The following is a 20,190-nucleotide window of genomic DNA, read 5'->3' on the forward strand; positions in this document are numbered from 1 at the left end:
TGCCGTTGAGGGCGGCACCGATGAGGGTGAGGTTCTCGACATTGGCGCCTTGGGTCGCCAGATTGAAGCTAACGCTGGAACGCACCGTGTCCGTACCTTCGTCGGCATTCTCGGTGACGGTGTCGAGCGTGTTGTCCACGACGTAGACGTCGTCCCCCAGGCCGCCGATCATACTGTCAGCGCCGGCGCCACCGTTGAGGGTGTCGGCGCCTTCGTCGCCCGTGAGCGTATTGGCAAGGCCGTTGCCGGTGAGGACATTGTCCAGGGTGTTGCCGGTGAGGTTGTAGGCCACGGCATTGATAAGCGTGGCGTTGTCGACGTTGGCTTCGAGCGTGTAGGTGCCGTTCGCCGTGGCGATGTTGACCTTGACCAGCTCCGTGCCTTCGTCGGTGTTCTCGGTGATGGTGTCGCCGACGTTGTCGACGACGTAGGTGTCGTTGCCCAGGCCGCCGATCAGGGTGTCGGCGCCTAATCCACCGTCCAGCACGTTGTTGGCGTCGTTGCCGGTAAGCTCGTTGGCGAGCAGATTGCCCGTAAGGTTGAGCTTGGTCGTGCCGGTACCGCTGGCATCGAGGTTGTCGAGGTTGGCGCCCAACGTGAGCGTGGTGGCATTGGTGAGGTCGGTGACGCTGCCCGTGAGGATGACGGTGTCCGTGCCCTCGTTCAGGTTCTCCGTGACGCTGTCCTGCAAGGCGGCGATCGCCGTGGTCCCGGTTCCCACCTTGATGAGATCCACCGTATAGGTGTCGTCGCCCTTGCCGCCCTTCAGGATATCGATGCCGCCTGCACCATACAGTGCATTGGCACCGTCGTTGCCGATGATGGTGTTGTTGAGGCTGTTGCCGGTGCCGTCGATATCGTCCGTGCCGGTGAGCGTGAGGTTGTCCAGGTTGTCGCCCAGCACATAGGTGATGCTGGCCTTGACCAGATCGATCCCGCCGCCTTGGGCAGCGATGAGACTTTCGGTGACGACGTCGTTGGCATTGTCCACCACGTAGGTGTCGCCACCCTTGCCGCCGATCAGGGTGTCCGCACCCAGGCCGCCGTCCAGGATGTTGGCCGCGTCGTTGCCCGTGAGCACGTTGTCGAGCTCGTTGCCCGTGCCGTTGATGGTGTTGAGACCGCTGAGGGTGAGGTTCTCGATGTTGGCGGCGAGACTGTAGCCAACGCTTGCGTTGACCGTGTCCGTACCTTCGTTCGCGTTCTCCGTGACCACATCCAGCACGTTGTCCACGACGTAGATGTCGTCGCCCAGCCCCCCTATCAAGGTGTCGGCGCCAACGCCGCCATTGAGGGTGTCGTTGCCTTCATTTCCGGTGAGCGTATTCGCTGCAGCATTGCCGGTAAGGACGTTGTCGAGTTCGTTGCCCGTGCCGCTAATACTAGCGCTACCAGTTAGCGTTAAATCTTCAACGTTTGCTCCTAATGAATAGGTGATAGAAGCTAGAACCGTATCGATTGCACCATCATCGGGAGTAGTGGGTTCTGGCGGAGGATTAAATGGATTTTCAACACGAACTACATCGCCCGTCCCTGAATTACCAGATACACCAACCAACTCACTGTCGAGAGTATGAAAGATTACATAGTGACCATCTGCAGAGAACGATGCATTATTACTATCAAAAAGTCCTTGTTCACCCGTGGTGCTAAGAGAAAGTCGTTGAATTTCGCCAGTCTGGAGATTTTTGATAAATACATCTGACTCTCCATTGGTATCGTTCGCCACTAAATTATCAGCGCGGCTATCAAACACTACATATTTGCCATCAGCCGAAATAGAAGCGTTTTCGCTAGAGTCGTTGGCAGACACTCCGGCCACATCAGAAGATGCGAGTTGAATAGCACCTGTCTGTAGGTCTTTAACAAAGATTTTGGTAGTGTAGGTATCAGTGCCTTCTACTAAATTAGTAGCAGTACTCTGAAAGGCCACATATCGGCCATCAGCTGAAATTGATGCGTTAGTGCTTTGCGGATCGAGTGTGGTATATGAGTACGTAGTAGAAGTAGGGCTTGTAATAACGTAAGTTAATTTATAGCCGATAGCCTCGACTCCATTACTATCAAGTGCTACTCGCTGAACAACGCCAGTATCCAAATTTTTAACAAAAACTTCAGCACCAGCATTGGTATCGTCATTAACCAAGTTATTAGCATCACTGGTGAATACAACATATTGTCCGTTGGCTGAAAAAGAGGCATCAGAACTATTGCCGTTCGCCTCATTTCCGGAACTATCGGTTGAGACTCGCTGTATGCTTCCGTCCAGAAGGTCTTTGGTAAAAATATCGCTACTACTATTGTGATCACCGGCAACCAGATTAGTAGCATTACTAGTGAAAATTACATACCGATCATCGCTCGAGAACGACGCTTCCATTGATGACCCTGAAGCTTGTGCTCCAGTGGCGTCAGTAGAAACGCGTTCGATAGCGCCTGTTTGTAAATCTTTACGGAAAACGTCATAAGCGGCATTGGTATCGCCAATGACTAAATTATTTGCAAAACTGGTAAATAAAACATAGCGCTCATCACCTGAAATTACAGCAGATAAGCTAGCCGAATTACCTAACTCGCCAGTAGCTGAAGTAGAAACCTCTATGAGAGAGCCCGTGTGTATGTCTTTAAGGAAAATATCATCCGCGGCATTAGTACCGCCAATATCCAAATAGTCGGCACTACTTGTAAAAACAGCAAATTGACCATCTACGGATAAAGCATTATCCCTGGCTGTGCCGTAAAGATAGCTTCCATGCTCCCCACCTGCATCAGCATTAGAGGAAACCATGACGATTCCAGAAGGTTGTGTAAATGGAGAATGTGGTGATTCATCAACCACGTCACCCACATTGTCAACAACATACACATCAGCACCCGCACCTCCATACATGACATCTGTGCCAGCACCGCCATCGAGTACGTCGTTACCATCCCCTCCGAACAAATTATCATTACCGGTCAAACCCTTGAGATTGTCATTTCCGGCAAAGCCTGCAAGCACATCATTGCCAGAAGCGCCGGACATCGAATCATTCCCTGCCATGACTCCTGCAATAAGGGAGTTGAAGTTGCCGTATGACTCAAACTGCTGGTATGTAATCGAGAAATTACTTAGCTGATAAGTATGACCATTTTGAGTAAATTGAAAGGACGTCAGGTTTCCTGTAATGGAATCTGTCGCATCATGATAAATTAATGAACCCTTGAGAAGAAAATCTCCATTTTCCGTATGGTAGGCAATCTTGTTAATGGAAAAATTAGGGATGTCAAAGTCACCGGAAACCGCGGCACTACCATAAAGATCAACTGTATGTCCGGCCGATGTTACAGCGCCATAATGAGTCACGCTCCCGCTGCTAGCAGCAGTGTCGGCATTAACGGCTACATTTCCATTAAGACTAACTCCCCATCCATCCGACCCTGCCACCTGGAAAGACGTGAAGGTAAAGGTTCTCGCACTAACATTGACGCTGATCCCCCCCATGACAACTGTACTGCCCGGATCGCCCAAGAGTCTTCCTGAAACGGATGTGGGAGATGTGAAAGCAAGAGAGCTTTTATCTAGAGATTGGGAATTTAACCAATTAGCTGCACTATTAAAATCATCTTTGAATGTGCTAACCGTATTGCTGATCGTTAAATCAGTAAAGCTACCGTTCCAGTCGCTAATGTAGCTAGACATTAATGCTTCCTTGATTATTCTTCACTATTCTTTTATTAGTTAGCGGAATTGACTATTTTGGCTTTGTAAATAAATGTTAAGTTTAAGTATGAGGCCAACCAAAAAACATTTCAATCAAGGTTTTATTAAAAAATACCCATATTGCATACGTTTAGAACTCAAGCATAAAAACACTGAGATTTCTTGTTTTATTACTTTTTCAAAGCAAACACTCTCATTTCATCCCCCTGCTTAAACCCGAAAATCTGGTTCCCCCCCGCCGCCACGGCGATGTATTGCATGCCGTCAATTTCGTAAGTCATGGGGGGGGCATTCACACCCGCATCTGTTTTGATTTGCCAAAGTATTTGGCCGTTGGTGGCATCCAGAGCGTCCAGGTGGCCGTTGCCTTCGCCGGTGAAGATGAGGTTGCCTGCGGTGGCTAGAACGCCGCCAACCAGCGGATCGGGCGTTTTGTGTTGCCAGCGAATCTTGCCGGTTTGCAAGTCGATGGCGGAGAGCAGGCCCCAGCGGGCTTCGTCGAGAGGCTCCAGGGCGGAGTAGCGAATCGCGGGTTTGTCGCCTTCGGCAGGCGTGATGTGCAGGGTGTATTTGACCGGCCAGTGCATCCCGGCAACGAAGGCCGTTTGCGCCTGTTCATCGACGGCGGAGGGCGACCAGTTCACACCGCCCAGCACGCCCGGATAAATCCGCACGCCCTGCTCCGTGGCGTGGACGAACATGTTTTCCTGCGGGACGAAGGCTTCGGATTTGACCAGCAACTCGCCGGTTTCGCGGTTGTGGACGTAGAACCAGCCGAGTTTGCTGGCTTGGCCGACCGCTGGAATTTTCTTGCCATCGCGTTCCAAATTGAACAACACCGGCGGGCTGGCGACGTCGTAGCCCCAGACATCGTGCGGCACTTGCTGGTAGTACCAGCGCAGCTTGCCGGTGGCAGCATCGAGTGCCACCAGCGAAACGGTGTAGAGGTTGTCGCCGGGGCGAGAGACGTCGTCCATTTGCGGCGAGGGGTTGCCGGTGCCGAAGAACAACAGGCCTCTTTCCGGATCGATGGCCGGCGTGCTCCAGGCCGAGCCGCCACCGAACCGGCCGGCATCGGGATAATTGGGCGCACTGGCACGCTCCCTGGCGATATCGCGGTTCAACGCAATTCCATCCGGCGTGGTTGGAGTGAACTTGCCTTCCCAACCCTCTGCCGGAATGGTGTCGAACTGCCACACGCGCTTGCCGGTATTGGCATCGAAGGCGGCTAGGAAGCCCGGACGGCCATAGCGCCCCGCTACGCCGACCACCGCACCCAAAGGTGCATTCTCGCGCGGGGCATCGAGATGCAAGCCATAACCTACGCCGGTGATACCGACGATCACCTTGCCTTGATACACGACTGGCGCCATCGCAATACCCACGCCGGTCGCGCCGGAGACCTTGGATTTCTTGAGCGGATCGGCGTCGTTGAGCGAGCTCACCATTTCGGCGTTGCTCGTGCCGTCGGCCGCGGCGTCGATATCCCAAAGCACTTGACCGGTCTTGGCGTCCAGCGCGATCAGCCGCGCATCCACGGTGCCGATGAAAACCTTGCCGCCACTCACGGCCACACCGCGATTGGCCGGGCCGCAGCACATCTTGCTGCCTTCGCGGCGCTTGTGTTCGTAGCGCCAGAGTTGATGCCCGTCCCGCGCATCCAGCGCCACCACGTGGTTGAACGGCAGCGATAAATACATCACACCATCGACCACAATCGGCGTAGCCTGGAAAGTCGCATTGACACCGCTCTTGTAAGTCCAGGCCGTCGTGAGTTGCGCCACGTTGTCCCGATTGATCTGCGTCAGCGGCGAGTAGCGCTGGTTGCTGTAATCGCGACCGTAGCTCGGCCAATCGGCGTTTTTGGTCGCCGTCGGCGAGGTCGCGCAAGCGCTGACGAGCAGGGACAGAAAAAATACTGGGGATAAGCGCTGCAACATGGGCTACCTCGTTGACATTTATACAGACCTGTATAGTATAACCACAAACCCCCGCCGATTTTGCATCAGGCCTATTCGAAGCGTGCGGACATCCCGTCCAGCATGCCCAATCCATCGAGGAGAAGCCGCATGAACGCACCAGCCGAGACTATTGAAATCTTTCATGGGGGTTGTCCTCAGGATTGCCCCGACACCTGCGCGATGAATTACACCGTCAAGGACGGCAAGCTCATCGACGTCCAAGGCAAACCCGAGCACCCCATGACGCGGGGCGGCTTGTGCGTCAAGCTCAAGGATTTCGCCGACCATCATTACAACAGCGAGCGCCTGCTGTATCCCCTCAAGCGCAAAGGCCCCAAGGGCAGCCGCCAGTTCGTGCGCATTACCTGGGACGAAGCGCTAGCCGAGATCAAGGAGCGCTGGACCGGCATCATCCGCGAATACGGCGCGCAGGCCATCATGCCCTACAGCTACCTGGGCAACCAGGGCATCGTGCAGGGGCTCAACGTCGGCGATCCGTTCTTCAACAAGCTGGGCGCCACGGTATGCGAGCGAACCTTCTGCGGCTCCGGCTCTTCCACCGCCTGGCTCATGACCATGGGGCCTACCGGCGGGCTCGATCCTGAAAGTTTCGTTCACAGCCAATACATGGTGATCTGGGGCTGCAACTCGGTCAGCACCAACCTGCACCACTGGCACATCATTCACGAGACGCAGAAAAAAGGCGTCAAGCTCGTCGTGATCGATACCTACAAATCGCTCACCGCCAAGCAGGCCGATTGGCACATCATCCCCAAGCCGGGCACCGACGGCGCGCTCGCGATGGCGCTGATCAATACCTTGATTGAGCAAAACCTGCTGGATCACGATTACATCGAAAAATACACGCTGGGCTTCGAAGAACTGAAGGCGCGGGCGAAAGACTGCACGCCGGAATGGGCGGAAGCCATTACCGGTGTCGCTGCAGCCGATATCCGCAAGCTGGCGAAAGAAATGTACGACGCCAAGGCAACCGCCATTCGCATGGGCGTGGCGCTCGAACGTCACCACGGCGGCGGCCAGACCATCCGTGCCGTATGCTGCATCCCGGCCCTGACCGGCGCCTGGCGCCATGTCGGCGGCGGCCTCATGCAAATGCCGCTATGGGAATTCCCACTCAAGTTCGACCGCATCTGCCGACCCGACTACATTCCGCAAGGGACGCGGGTCATCAACAACCTGCGGCTCGGCCAGGCGCTCAACGGCGAAATGCCGCTGCACCCGCCGCTGAAATCGGTCATGTTCTATAACGCCAACCCCGTGAGCCAAGCGCCCGAATCCAACAAGATCGTCGAAGGCCTGATGCGGGAGGATTTGTTCGTGGTGGCTGCCGAGCACTTCATCACCGACACCGCCGCCTATGCCGATATCATCCTCCCCGCGACCATGGCGGCCGAGATGGACGATATGATCCTCTCCTGGGGGCACTTTTACCTCACCTACAACGCCAAGTGCATCGATGCGCCGGGTGAAACGGCTTCAAACGCCGAGATTTTCCGCCGTCTCGCCAGGACATTCGGCTTCGACGATCCGCAGTTCCAGCGCACGGATGCCGAGATGATCGAAGACTATATCGACTGGACCGCGCCGCAGATGGCCGGGATCACGATGGAGACGTTCAAGCAAGACGGCTATGCCCACCTCAAGGTCGGCACGCCGGACGACCGCTGCCCACACAAGGAAGGCAACTTCCCCACGCCTTCAGGCAAGGTCGAGTTCAAGAGCAGCGCTGCGGCCGGCGGTAATTTCGTCGCCACGCCGTTCCGTCAGTTGTACGACGCCTTCCAGGGCGGCGAACCGGTCGACCCCTTGCCCGGCTACGTGCCGTCACGCGAGCGCCCTGAAACCAACCCTGCCCTGGCGCTCAAGTATCCGCTCAACATCGTCACGCCCAAGAGCCACGGCTTCCTCAACTCGCAATACGCCAACGAGGCACACAAGGTGAAAAGCCAGGGGGATCAATACGTGCTGATCAACCCGGTAGATGCCGCCGCACGCGACATTCATCCCGGCAACCTGATCCGCGTGTTCAACGACCGAGGGGAGTTTCACGGCGAAGCGCGTGTCACCGACGACACGCTACCAGGGGTGGTGGTCGCAACGCTGGGCTACTGGCGTAGCCGCACCAAAGGAGGCGGCGCCGTCAACGTGATCAGCTCCGATCAATTCGTGAACCTGGGACACGCGCCCAGTCTGTCCGATAACCTGGTGCAGGTCGAGGCAGCGTAAATGAGCAACGGGGCAGGCTGTTGCCTGCCCCGAGACGCCAGTTAGATGGGTTTAATGGGTTCCAGGGTCGACTCCTCGACGCTCGCGGCGACGCTCATGCGGCCATCGTGAGCCTCAGCTCGCACCACCCTGCCCTTGCACTTCAATAATTTCTTATCTGTAAACGTCTCGACTTCCAGTATGAAATCGATATCGTTCCCGGGCACAAACTCGCCATCAGTGTCGAAGCGAATCCCATTGGCGCTGAAATCACGCGTCATCCCCATGTTCTGCTCGACATAGACCGGGAGAATCACTTCCACCCGCTCGTCACTACGCTGATCGGCTCCAGTACGCATTTTCGGCTCCTCACACGACCTATAGTTAGAGATTGAAAAATCAGTCTAGAACTATTCTGGCCGAATTATCAAGGCGCTCTACCACTCAATGCTGAATCAGCCAAACAGAAGCCGAGACCTGGTCTGGTGACTGAGCCTCGACCTTATACTTCATTATTTATACCGTTGGCTCGCTATGATTTACCGGGAGGTAAGAAACTATCGTACCCGCTCCACTATCCGCCGAGATATGGAAACCATCCACCGAGTACTGGCCTTGCAGCCTGATGGCGGCAGTATGCGTGCCATCGCTCAAGGTCAGCGTGCCTCCCGTGCCTGCAGCATTTTCGGCGAAATTAATTGTCGTTCCCGGACCTGAGAGAATATCGGCAAAATCAAGGCGATCGCCTTCGTTGAAGCCGGAAACCGTACCGGTATAAGCCGTCGATTGGTCGAGCTTGAGGGTACCGTTGCCCACGTCCGCAAAGGTCGTATCCTCCGACGAAGCGCTGCCGAACTCGATCGTCGCCGTACCGCCGATGAGCGCCGTACCGGTACCGCTCACGTTGCCTCCGACCATGATGTTGCCGTCATTGGCCCACAACAGACCGTTGTTGGACAAGTCGCCGCTGATGATGAGGCCGCCGCTGCCGGTCGCTTCCAGGGTGCCGGTATTGCTCACCGCATGGCTGCCCGTATCGATCACGAGCGCATTGCTGCCATTGGCGAGGATCGTACCTTCGTTGACCAGCAGCATCTGGCCTTGGCCGATTTGGCCTGCACCTGAGATGGTGTTGTCGACGTTGATCAGGGCCGCATCAGACGTACCACCATAGATAATGTTGTTGGCGTTGTCCGACATCACCAATTGGCCACCGCCTTCGAGCGTTGCGCTCTTCACGAGGATTTCGAGTTCGGTCGAGTCATTGGTGGAACCCAGGACGATAGTACCGGTGTTGTCGATGATCCCGCCGATCGGCAGCATGGCGCCGTCGTTCACGGTCATCGTCCCGGCGTTTGTTATCACGGGATCTTGATCAAAAACGAAGTTGCCTACAGTTAACGCCCCTGCATCCACGCCCAGTACGGTAATGGTCTCACCGGAAGCCAGCGTGATCACTGCATTGCCGGCGGAATCGTTGGCGATTTGCACATCGCTAAAGCTCGATATACCGAAACCGATCAGGTCGATCTTGTCTGCAGCCAGATCAAAGTTGTGCAATACATCGTTCGTGATCGGTTGGGCGAACACGAAGAGATCGCTGCCGCTGGAACCGGTAAGCGTATCATCGCCCGACCAGGCAAAGATCGGCGACCCCGGCGCATAGGCTTCCACATTATCCGAAACGACGACGCTGCCTGTGGTGCCGTCCGCATTCGTCCAGTTATAGGTAACTGTAAGCACTAAAGCGCCAACATAGTCAGCGGGAGTCGTCACCGTTATCGCCGACGGATCGCTGGTCTGCATGGTCCAGCTGCCGTCACCATTGTTGACGCCCATGCTCAAGGTCCAGCCGGTCGGCATACCATTGACGGTATAACTAATGGTGTCGGCAACGTCGGGCGTAGGATCCATCAAGGCAAGATTGATCGCTTCGCCAGCAATACCTGCAGGGTATTTCGTATTGTTGATGCTCGCTTGACCACTTACATTACCAGCACTATCTGCCGCCGTGACAACGATATCCTTGTTGCCGCTCCACGAAGGTGACAAGACTAAGCTGAACGTACCACCCGCCCCAACCGTGACACTGCCTTCACTCGTTCCTGCCACCGTCACATTGACGGTGGAGCCTACGTCCGCAGTGCCAGTCAGCGTATGAGTGCTCGTATTGTAGGAAAGGCTCGATGGCGTGCTCGGCGCTGTGGTATCCACCTTGTAACTAGCGTTATCCGCAACTGCACTATATGTAAGCGTAGCCAAATTACCCGCAGCATCGTTGATCGCGCCGCCATTCAGCGACAAGCCGTTGGCATTGAGGCTGATGCCGTTGGTGTCGGTTTGATTTGACTGTATCGTGTAAGTGAATACCAGAGAGGATGATCCGCTACCCGAGGCATAATTTGCCTGTACAGTCGTCCCACCAATATTCAGGGCCAGCTGAGGCGTACCTGTCACAACAACGGATTCGCTCATTGCCACAGTGATGCTCACCACATCGCCCGCATTGAGGAAATTGTTCTGAACTCCCGTAGCGCTACTGATGGCAACGCTACCAACTGTCGGAACTGTCGTGTCGATGGTCTCGGTATAGGCTGTTGAAGCAGCGCTGACGTTACCGGCTGCATCGGTGGCCGTGACCGTGAAGCTATGAGAGCCTTGCGACAATGCCGATGGAGTAAACGTCCAATTGCCGCTCGCATCTGCCGTCGTCGTGCCTAATGTACTGGTACCGTCTTTGACAGTAACCGTGCTGCTGGCTTCCGCAGTACCGCTCAAGGTGGGGGTCGTATCATTGCTCGATCCACCGCTACTCACCGTACCCGTTACCGGCGACACGTTGTCGTTAATCGAACTAATGACCGGCGTGCCTGGTGCAGTGGTGTCGATGGTCTCGGTATAAGCCGTCGAAGCGGCACTGACATTGCCGGCTGTATCGGTCGCCGTCACCGTAAAGCTGTGCGAGCCATCGGATAATGTTGCCGAAGTATATGTCCAGTTGCCGTTCGCATCTGCCGTAGTCGTGCCCAAGGTCGTCGTTCCATCCTTGACGGTCACCGTACTATTGGCTTCGGCGGTACCACTCAGAGTCGGCGTTGCATCGTTGCTGGAACCGCCGCTGCCAACCGTACCTGTCACTGGCGATACATTGTCGTTAATCGAACTAATTACCGGTGTATTTGGCACAGTCGTATCGACAGTAATATCCAGGGCAGCACTAGTGCTGCTGACGTTACCTGCCAGATCTGTTTGGAATGCGACCACATGATGCGTTCCCGCAGCAAGCGCGATATCGATGCTGAAACTACCGTTGCTTACGGTGCCGGTTCCAAGTGTCGCTTCGTTACCGTTCTGTATTCCGTTACCGTTGGTGTCGTCAAACAGCGTCACCGTCGCACCGTTCTCGCCGGAACCGCTGATCGTCAACCCGCTCGTATTCTTGGTGATATTGTCCGAATTGCTCGAGCCGGTGTCATCGGCAGCGGCCAGGTCGAGCGAGGCCGGAGCAAAGACAGTAGTATCAATGGTGACGGCATAGTTGGTCGAAGCTCCACTGGTATTACCTGCGGCATCAGTAGCCTTGGCCGAATATTGGTAAGTCGTGCCGTTGGATAGCGTAGTAGCATCTGCCAGGCTCCAGGCACCGCTGCTATTCGCAGTCGCGGTACCGATCGAAATCCCATCGCGGAACACGGTGATCGTGCTATTGGCCTCGGCCGTACCGCTGACCGTCAGCGTCGTATCGTTGGTGATGTGATCACCCACGGTACCGCTATCATTCGCGATTGCATTGATCGATGGCGCACTCGGGGCAGCAGTATCCACTGTCACCGCAAAAGCTGCGGAAGTGGCGCTATTGCCTGCGGCATCGGTCGAAACAGCGGTAAAGCCATGCGCTCCATCCGCCAATGAGGTGCTGGGCCCAAAGCTCCATGCCCCACTGCCGTCCGCCGTGACTGTCCCGAGAACCGTCGTGCCATCCTTGACGGTCACTGAGCTGCCTGCCTCGGCTGTACCGGTAATCACTAAGGTAGTGTCGTTGGTAATGTGATCGCCCAGAGTTGCGCTATCGGTAGAGAATCCTGAAATCGTCGGCGTTGCAATGGAGTTGTCCAGCTTGAACGTAATGCTCGCCGTCGCTACATTGCCCGCCGTGTCGGTATCCGTCACAACCACGGTATGGTTGCCGTCCGCCGTAGGCGCCACATAGCTGCCGCTCGGCGTGCCGCCATCCACGGTATAAGTGCGCGTTACATCTCCCGCCGTCGCGCTCACGGTCAGCGAGCCGTCCTTAGTGATCAGGTCGTTGTTCGAGCTACCCGTATCATTCGTCAGCGAAACCGTCGGCGTTGCGATGGTGGTATCCAGCACATAAGACTGAACGGCCACCGGACCCGATTGGGCATCGGTATTCACCACCTTGAACTCGATCGCGCTGCTGCCCGAGAGCGTTGTGTTCCAACTGACTGAGGTGCCGGATACCGAGGTGACTGCACTCCAGGTAGCGCCGCCGTCGACCGACCCGAGTACCGATTCGCCCGCACCCAGGGGAGCGCTCAACGTCGCGGTAATGGTCTGCGCGGCCGTCTTGGTAATGAAGTCAGAACTGCTGCTGCCGGTATCCGACGAGATATGGATGTTACTGATCGTCGTAGTCGGCGTCTCGATCACATTGGTGACGCTGATCGCCACTGCCTGGGCCGTATCGGCAATGCCGTCGTTGGCATGGACGATGATGTCGTACACATTGTTGCCGCCCGCATCCGCCGGAGCCTCGTAATTGGGCGAGGTCTTGAAGGTGACGGCGCCTGTGGCGCTATTGATGTTGAACAACGAGGCATCCGTGCCCGACAGGGAATACGTCAGGCTGGGGCCGTCTATGTCGGTCGCGGTAACGGTATACACCGCCGTCGAGGTCGAAACATTTTCCGGCGTGCTTGCAGTAGCGCCCGAAGTGATCACGGGCGCATCATTGGTGCCGGTCACCGTCCAGGAAACCGAAGCCGCCGTCGTCGCGATGCCGTCGGAGACACCGTAATTCACGGTCACCGTCGTCGTCTGGCCAGCGGCCAGGCTCTGGAAGGCCGCGTTGGTCGGATCGAGCGTGAAGCTGTGTGTAGCCGCGTCATAGGCAACACCTGTCGGCAGACTGACCGGAACATTGACCACGGACAACGTCGTGCCATCATCCACGTCGGAGGCATTCGCCAGGGCATTCAAGGTCGCTTTGCTGCCATCCTCGGTCGCGGTTCCAGTGACTGCGCCGGTAACGACAGGTGCGTCATTGGTACCGGTCACAGTGAAGCTGACGGAAGCTGCGGTCGTAGCGATACCGTCGGTCACACCATAATTGACTGTGATTACTGTGGTCTGACCCTGTGCCAAATGCTGATAAGCCGCATCGGACGGATCGAGCGTGAAGGTTTGGGCAACAGCATCGTAGGTAACACCGGCCGGCAAGGTGACGGGGATATTGGTGACCGCAAGCACGGTGCTATCGTCTACATCGCTGGCATTGGCCAGGGCATTGACCGTAGCAGTCGCGCCGTCTTCGGTTGCACTGCCCGTGACTGCACCGGTGACGACAGGGGCATCGTTAGTGCCGGTCACCGTGATGGTCAGGGAACTGGTACCGGTCGCAATGCCGTCGGAAACCTGATAATTAACGACCACATCCTGGGTTGCCCCGGCCTTGAGATGATCGTAGGCACCGACCGTGGGATCGAAGCTGTAGCTGCCGTCGCTGTTGAACACCAGTCCGGCGGGCGCCGTGGCGGTCAGGCTATAGCTGAGTGAGGCATTGTCGTCGACATCGGTCGCAGTGACATTGCCTTGCACAATAGCGCCACCCTCAGTTGCCGCATCGGACTTGGCTTGAGCGATAGGCGCATCGTTGGTACCTGTGACAGTGAAGCTGACTGAGGCAGGCGTGGTCGTGATGCCGTCGGAGACCTCGTAGCTGACTGTGACCGTTGTAGTCTGCCCCTGGGCCAGATGCTGATAGGCCGCATCAGACGGGTCGAGCGTAAAGTTGTGCGTATTGGCATCGAAGGTCACACCAGCCGGCAGTGTTGCGATATTGGTGACGGAGAGCGTCGTGCTGTCATCCACATCGGAGGCATTTGCCAAAGCATTGAGCGTGACAGTACTGCTGTCTTCCGTCGCATTGCCGGTGACGGCGCCTGTGACCACTGGGGCGTCATTGGTACCGGTCACCGTGAAGCTGACAGAAGCCGCAGTCGTGGCGATACCGTCGGTCACACCGTAGTTGACCGTGACAACTGTGGTCTGGCCTTGCGCAAGATGCTGGTAAGCCGTACCTGTCGGGTCCAGCGTGAAGGTCTGGGCAACGGCATCGTAGGTCACCCCAGCCGGCAAGGTGACAGGTACATCGGTCACAGCAAGCACGGTACTGTCGTCCACGTCGCTGGCGTTGGCCAGGGCGTTGACTGTCGCAGTAGCACCATCCTCGGTTGCAGTACCGGTGACTGCGCCGGTTACGACAGGCGCATCATTGGTGCCGGTGACGGTGAAGCTGACAGAGGCTGCGGTGGTGGCTATGCCGTCGGTCACGCCGTAGTTGACCGTCACCACCGTGGTTTGGCCTTGGGCCAGGTGCTGATACGCCGCATCGGAGGGATCGAGGGTAAAGGATTGCGTACCAGCGTCGTAAGTCACACCGGCAGGCAATGTCACTGGCACGTTGGTGATTGCGAGCACAGTGTTGTCGTCCACATCGCTCGCATTGGCCAAGGCATTGACTGTCGCAGTCGCGCCATCCTCGGTTGCAGTACCGATCACAGCCCCGGTGACGACAGGTGCATCATTGGTGCCGGTCACGGTGAAGCTGACGGAGGCTGCAGTCGTGGCGATGCCGTCAGTAACACCATAATTAACAGTAACGACCGTCGTCTGGCCTTGTGCAAGATGCTGATAGGCAGTATCAGATGGATCGAGCGTAAAGGTCTGCGCTACTGCGTCATAGGTGACACCGGCGGGTAGTGTGGCAGGCACATTAGTCACAGCGAGCACGGTGTTGTCGTCCACATCGGAGGCATTGGCCAAGGCATTGACCGTGGCAGTCGCGCCGTCTTCGGTCGCAGTGCCGGTTACTGCGCCAGTCACCACAGGCGCATCGTTGGTGCCGGTGATCGTAAAGCTGACGACGGCCGGCGTCGTCGTGATGCTGTCGCTGACGCTGTAATTGATCGTGACCGTCGTTGTCTGGCCCTGCGCAAGATGTTGATAGGCGTTATCGGACGGATCCAGGGTGAAGGAGTGGCTGGTTGCATCGTAGCTCACGCCGGCCGGCAGGCTGGCGGGCACATCAACGACCGTCAGGGTGGTGCCGTGATCGACGTCGGAGGCATTCGCCAGTGCGTCTAGCGTCACTGTGCTCTGATCCTCCGTGGCGGAACCGGTCACTGCGCCGGTGACGATGGGCGCATCATTGGTGCCTCTGACGGTGACCGTCACGGTCTGGTCGACATAGGCGCCCTGATCGTCGGTCACACGCACCGTAAAAGTTTCGTCGTGGCTTTCGCCCGCAGCCAGGGATTGCACGTTGGATGCATCGTTATTGAGCGTGTAAGTCCACTTGCCGTTGGCATCGACGGCGATGCTGCCGTAAGTACCGGTATCGCCGCCCTGCACGCTCCAGGTCTGGGTCGCACCGTGGTCGACATCGCTTGCGCTTAATTGGCCGCTGATCGCAGTGACAACATCTTCCTGCACGCTGCCGGTTGTATCCGCAGCGGCATTGGTCACCACGGGCGTATCGTTGGTGCCAGTCAAGGTAAAGCTCACGCTTGCCGGCGTGGTGGCAATACCATCTGTGACCCCGTAGTTCACGGTTACCGTCGTGGTTTCGCCCTGAGCCAGCGCTTGATAGGCCGCATCGGAAGGATTGAGCGCGAAGCTGTGCGTTGCCGCGTCGTAGCTGACGCCAGCCGGCAGGCTGGCCGGAACATTAACGACGGACAGGGTCGTGCTGTCATCCACGTCCGATGCATTCGCCAAGGCGTTCAGGGTGACAGTGCTGCCATCTTCCGTAGCATTGCCGGTGACGGCGCCTGTGACCACTGGGGCGTCATTGGTACCGGTTACCGTGAAGCTGACAGAAGCCGCAGTCGTGGCGATACCGTCGGTCACACCGTAGTTGACTGTCACCACCGTGGTTTGGCCTTGGGCCAAATGCTGGTAAGCGGTGTCAGATGGGTCGAGCGTGAAGGTCTGGGCAACAGCATCGTAGGTCACCCCAGCCGGCAAGGCGACAGGAACATCGGTCACGGCAAGCACGGTGCTATCGTCTACATCGCTGGCGTTGGCCAGAGCATTGACCGTGGCAGTCGCGCCGTCTTCAGTCGCAGTGCCGGTCACGGCACCAGTCACAACGGGGGCGTCGTTAGTGCCGGTGACGGTGAAGCTGACAGAGGCCGCGGTGGTGGCGATGCCGTCGGTCACGCCATAGTTCACCGTAACAACCGTGGTCTGGCCTTGCGCCAAATGCTGGTAAGCGGTGTCAGATGGGTCCAGCGTGAAGGTCTGGGCAACAGCATCGTAGGTCACCCCAGCCGGCAAGGCGACAGGAACGTTGGTCACGGCGAGCACGGTGCTATCGTCTACATCGCTGGCGTTGGCCAGGGCGTTGACCGTCGCAGTCGCGCCATCTTCAGTTGCAGTGCCGGCAACAGCGCCGGTCACGACAGGCGCATCGTTAGTACCGGTGACGGTGAAGCTGACGGAAGCCGCAGTCGTGGCGATACCGTCAGTGACGCCATAGTTCACCGAAACAACTGTGGTCTGGCCTTGTGCAAGATGCTGATAAGCCGCATCGGAAGGATCGAGCGTAAAGGATTGCGTGCCTGCATCATAGGTCACACCAGCCGGCAATGTGGCTGGAACGTTGGCCACGGCAAGCGTCGTGCCATTATCCACATCGGATGCATGAGCCAGGGCATTGAGGGTAACAGTGCTGCCGTCTTCGACCGCACCACTAGTGACGGCGCCCGTTACCACTGGCGCGTCGTTAGTGCCATTGACCGTGACGGTAATGGTTTGGTCGACATACGCACCCTGATCGTCGGTGACGCGGATGGTAAAGGTCTCGTCGTGGCTTTCGCCTGCCGCCAGGGCTTGAACATTGGCCGCGCCATTGTTAAGCGTGTAAGTCCACTGCCCGCCGGCATCGACCGCGATGCTGCCGTAAGTACCCGCATCGGAGCCGTGTACGCTCCAGGCCTGAGTCGCTCCGGTATCAACATCGCTTGCGCTGAGTTGGCCGCTGGCCGTAGTGACGATATCTTCCTGCACATTGCCGGCCGTTGCGGCCGATGTATTTGTGACGACGGGGGCATCGTTGGTGCCGGTAACGGTGTAACTGACCGAAGCGGCCGTGGTTGCGATACCGTCCGAGACACCATAGTTAACCGTTACCGTCGTTGTTTGGCCAGCCGCCAAGGACTGATATGCGGCATTGGTTGGGTCAAGCGTGAAGGAGTGCGTGCCTGCATCGTAGCTGACACCGCCCGGTAGACTTGCTGGCACGTTTACGACAGAAAGCACAGCGCCATCGTCCACGTCGCTCACATTCGCCAATGCATTGAGGGTGACCTTGGCACCATCCTCGACTGCACTCCCAGTTACGGCACCGCTGACGACAGGCGCATCGTTGGTTCCAGTAACGGTAAAGCTAACCGAAGCCGCCGTCGTGTCTGTCCCGTCGGATACGCCGTAATTCACCGTTACCGTCGTAATCGCCCCTTCCGCCAAGTGCTGATAAGCAGCATCGGTCGGGTCGAGCGTGAAGGAATGCGTGGCTGCATCGTAGCTGACACCGCTCGGCAAACCGGCCGGAACATTAACAACGGAAAGCACAGCACCGTCATCCACGTCATTAGCATTGGCCAAGGCATTGAGCGTGACCTTGGCACCATCTTCAACAGCCGCCCCGGTGACAGCCCCTGTGACTGCCGGTGCATCGTTGTTACCGGTAATCGTGAAGCTGACGGAGGCGCCGGTTGTGGCACTACCATCGCTGACGCCGTAATTCACCGTCACCGTCGTTGTCTGACCCGCTGCCAGATGCTGATAGGCAGCATTTGCAGGATCGAGCGTGAAGGAATGCGTAGCCGCATCATAGGCCACACCAGCTGGCAAGCTGGACGGCACATTCACGACAGTCAGTACCGCACCGTCATCCACATCGCTGGCATTTGCCAGCGCATTCAGCGTGACCTTGGCCCCGTCTTCGACGGCAGCGCCGGTTACAGCACTTGTCACCACAGGGGCATCATTGGAACCGGTGATCGTGAAACTGACCGAGGCTGCAGTAGTGGCCACGCCATCGGATACGCCGTAGCTGATCGTGACGGTCGTCGTCTGTCCGGCAGCAAGATGCTGATAAGCCGCGTTGGACGGATCCAGCGTAAAAGCATGGTTCGCGGCATCGTAGGTGACGCCGGCAGGCAACGTGGCAGGCACATTGACAACATGCAGTACTGTCCCGGTATCGACGTCGGAAGCATTGGCCAGGGCGTTCATGGTGACCTTGCTACCGTCTTCCACCGCAGCGCCTTTGACTGCGCCTGTGACGACCGGGGCATCGTTGACGCCTGCGATCTGTACGGTTGCAGTGGCCCAGCTCAGCGTGCCATTGCCCAGCCGGATGGCGTAGGTAAAGCTATCGGTCATGTATTGACCGGCATTGAGATGCTGTAGTTGATCCTTGAAGGTAGCGCTCAGGGTATTGGAGTCATAGCCAACCTTGCCGTCGGATGTAATCCAGATCTTGGCACCGTTCAGGCTGGTATCGGCGCTGACGGATTCTGCCCGGCCCGTATCCTGGGTCAGCAGGTCAGCCGGCCGGGTACCGCCGGAGCTGATGCCGTCATCGAGCGAGTAAAGCACTTTGGCATTGCCGCCGAGATCGTTCGCCATCACATCGATGTATACGATATTCGTCGAGTCTTCTGTCAGGCCAGTCGTCGAGGCCAAGAAGAGATCGTCGGTCGCTTGCGGCGTATTGCCGAAGGAGGTGATGGTGCCGCTTGTGGTCGTCGTTGCCATGGTTTTCCCCTGCTGATGTTGTGACGTTAAGCCGATTCCATTACCGATTCGGCAATCTGTACGGCTACACTGACTTTCCCGTCATGTTGTTCTGAGCGGACTACATGTCCCCTGCACTTGAGCAGCATTTTTTCGTTGAACGTTGCTACCTCGATCACGAAATTGACTTCGCTTCCAGCTGCATATCCGGCATCGATATCGAAGCAGATGCCGCTTGCACTGACGTCGCGGGTCACTCCCGTCATTTTGTCCATATGTACTGGGAGCGCGACCGCTACACGTTCGTCATGACGCTGTTCGCTATTCGGTTTCATGGACAATTTTCCAGTGCGTTAAGAATGGAGCCTGATGTTGGCTTATGTTGCACCGGTCGAAACTGCTGGGTAAGAGATGAATATCCCTTTTAATCTGGGATATCCGATGGAAGAAGAAATAAAAAAACAGGAGGATCCTCCTAACCAGAATTAGGACTTTCCTCCCGTTCCGGAAACGGCAAGTGCCGTTTTAAAGTGTCAACGCATGACTGTTTTTGTAGGCAAACGAGATCAACTCAAAGCGGTTGGCGATACCAAGTTTGCCGTAGATTGAGGTCAGGTGATTGCGCAGCGTGCTTTCGCTGATGTGAAGAATATCGGCCAGCGTCTTGGCTGGAGCGCCGGTGTTTTCGAGCATGCAGGAGAGAATTTTTTTTTCGCGTTCGGTCAGTGCATCCGCCCAGGATTTTTCCTTGACGTCGGCCTTAGCGCTTTCGCGTCGCGAAAGTTCGACGAAGATGCGTCCTGTTGCCGCACGATCCAGCCAAAGCTGCCCTTCGTGAACCTTCACAATGGCTTCGACGAACATTTCTGCCGGAGCATCGTTTTCCAACACACCCCGCGCACCGTCCAAGATAGCCTTATCTTGCCGGGCTTGATCACTATTCCTGGTAAATACGAGTACTCGAGCTTCAGTGGCAGCCACGAGCTGAGGAATAAGCTCAGGTTCACGGTCGAGGTCGAGCAGGATGACATGGGGGGAGGCATTGGATAATACAGAGATTGCATCGGTAACACCCGAAGCGATGCCAGCCAGTTCAATTTCAGGCGCATGGCTTTGTAAGAGCCGTCTTAGCCCCCATTGCAGAATTTGATGGTCGACGATGAGGAAAACCCTTATCGTCGACATACCCCGTTGTATTCCCTGCACAATTTCCCCTGTATTGGTTTTGCTTTAGAACGCAAAATCGCAGAGGTA

General features: G+C 56.8%; 7 protein-coding genes and 1 pseudogene. 1 reads left to right on the plus strand and 7 read right to left on the minus strand.

Features of this window, described 5'->3' with window-relative positions; genetic code table 11:
• The 3 genes and pseudogenes from NMK_RS18730 to NMK_RS07690 form a co-directional block, all read right to left on the minus strand.
• The coding region (locus NMK_RS18730; RefSeq protein WP_227871435.1) for a beta strand repeat-containing protein at nt 1-1,558 on the minus strand (1,558 nt) is incomplete at its 3' end.
• 1,317 nt (nt 1,559-2,875) lie between these two features.
• Nucleotides 2,876-3,682: pseudogene (locus NMK_RS18985) on the minus strand (calcium-binding protein); the annotation flags it as partial.
• 191 nt (nt 3,683-3,873) lie between these two features.
• Complete coding sequence (locus NMK_RS07690) at nt 3,874-5,643, minus strand: pyrroloquinoline quinone-dependent dehydrogenase (protein WP_109015202.1); 1,770 nt, start codon at nt 5,641-5,643, stop codon at nt 3,874-3,876.
• Between the two features lie 129 nt (nt 5,644-5,772).
• On the opposite strand from NMK_RS07690, the gene NMK_RS07695 reads away from it, so the two are divergent.
• On the plus strand, nt 5,773-7,911 hold the full coding sequence (locus NMK_RS07695) for a molybdopterin-containing oxidoreductase family protein (protein ID WP_109015203.1): 2,139 nt from the start codon (nt 5,773-5,775) through the stop codon (nt 7,909-7,911).
• A 41-nt stretch (nt 7,912-7,952) separates the two neighbouring features.
• Here the strand turns inward: NMK_RS07695 and NMK_RS07700 are convergent, their stop codons facing one another.
• The 4 genes from NMK_RS07700 to NMK_RS07715 form a co-directional block, all read right to left on the minus strand.
• Nucleotides 7,953-8,249, minus strand: a complete 297-nt coding sequence (locus NMK_RS07700) for a PilZ domain-containing protein (protein ID WP_109015204.1) — start codon at nt 8,247-8,249, stop codon at nt 7,953-7,955.
• Between the two features lie 157 nt (nt 8,250-8,406).
• Nucleotides 8,407-18,957 carry a beta strand repeat-containing protein gene (locus NMK_RS07705; RefSeq protein WP_109015205.1) on the minus strand — a complete coding sequence of 3,517 codons (10,551 nt, stop codon included), beginning with the start codon at nt 18,955-18,957 and terminating at the stop codon, nt 8,407-8,409.
• A gap of 26 nt (nt 18,958-18,983) precedes the next feature.
• Entirely contained in the window at nt 18,984-19,271 is a 288-nt protein-coding gene (locus NMK_RS07710; protein WP_109015206.1) for a PilZ domain-containing protein, read from the minus strand.
• 190 nt (nt 19,272-19,461) lie between these two features.
• Complete coding sequence (locus NMK_RS07715; protein WP_109015207.1) at nt 19,462-20,121, minus strand: response regulator transcription factor; 660 nt, start codon at nt 20,119-20,121, stop codon at nt 19,462-19,464.
• Nucleotides 20,122-20,190 lie beyond the last annotated feature (69 nt).

Source organism: Novimethylophilus kurashikiensis, from assembly GCF_003112435.1.
GTDB lineage: Bacteria > Pseudomonadota > Gammaproteobacteria > Burkholderiales > Methylophilaceae > Novimethylophilus > Novimethylophilus kurashikiensis.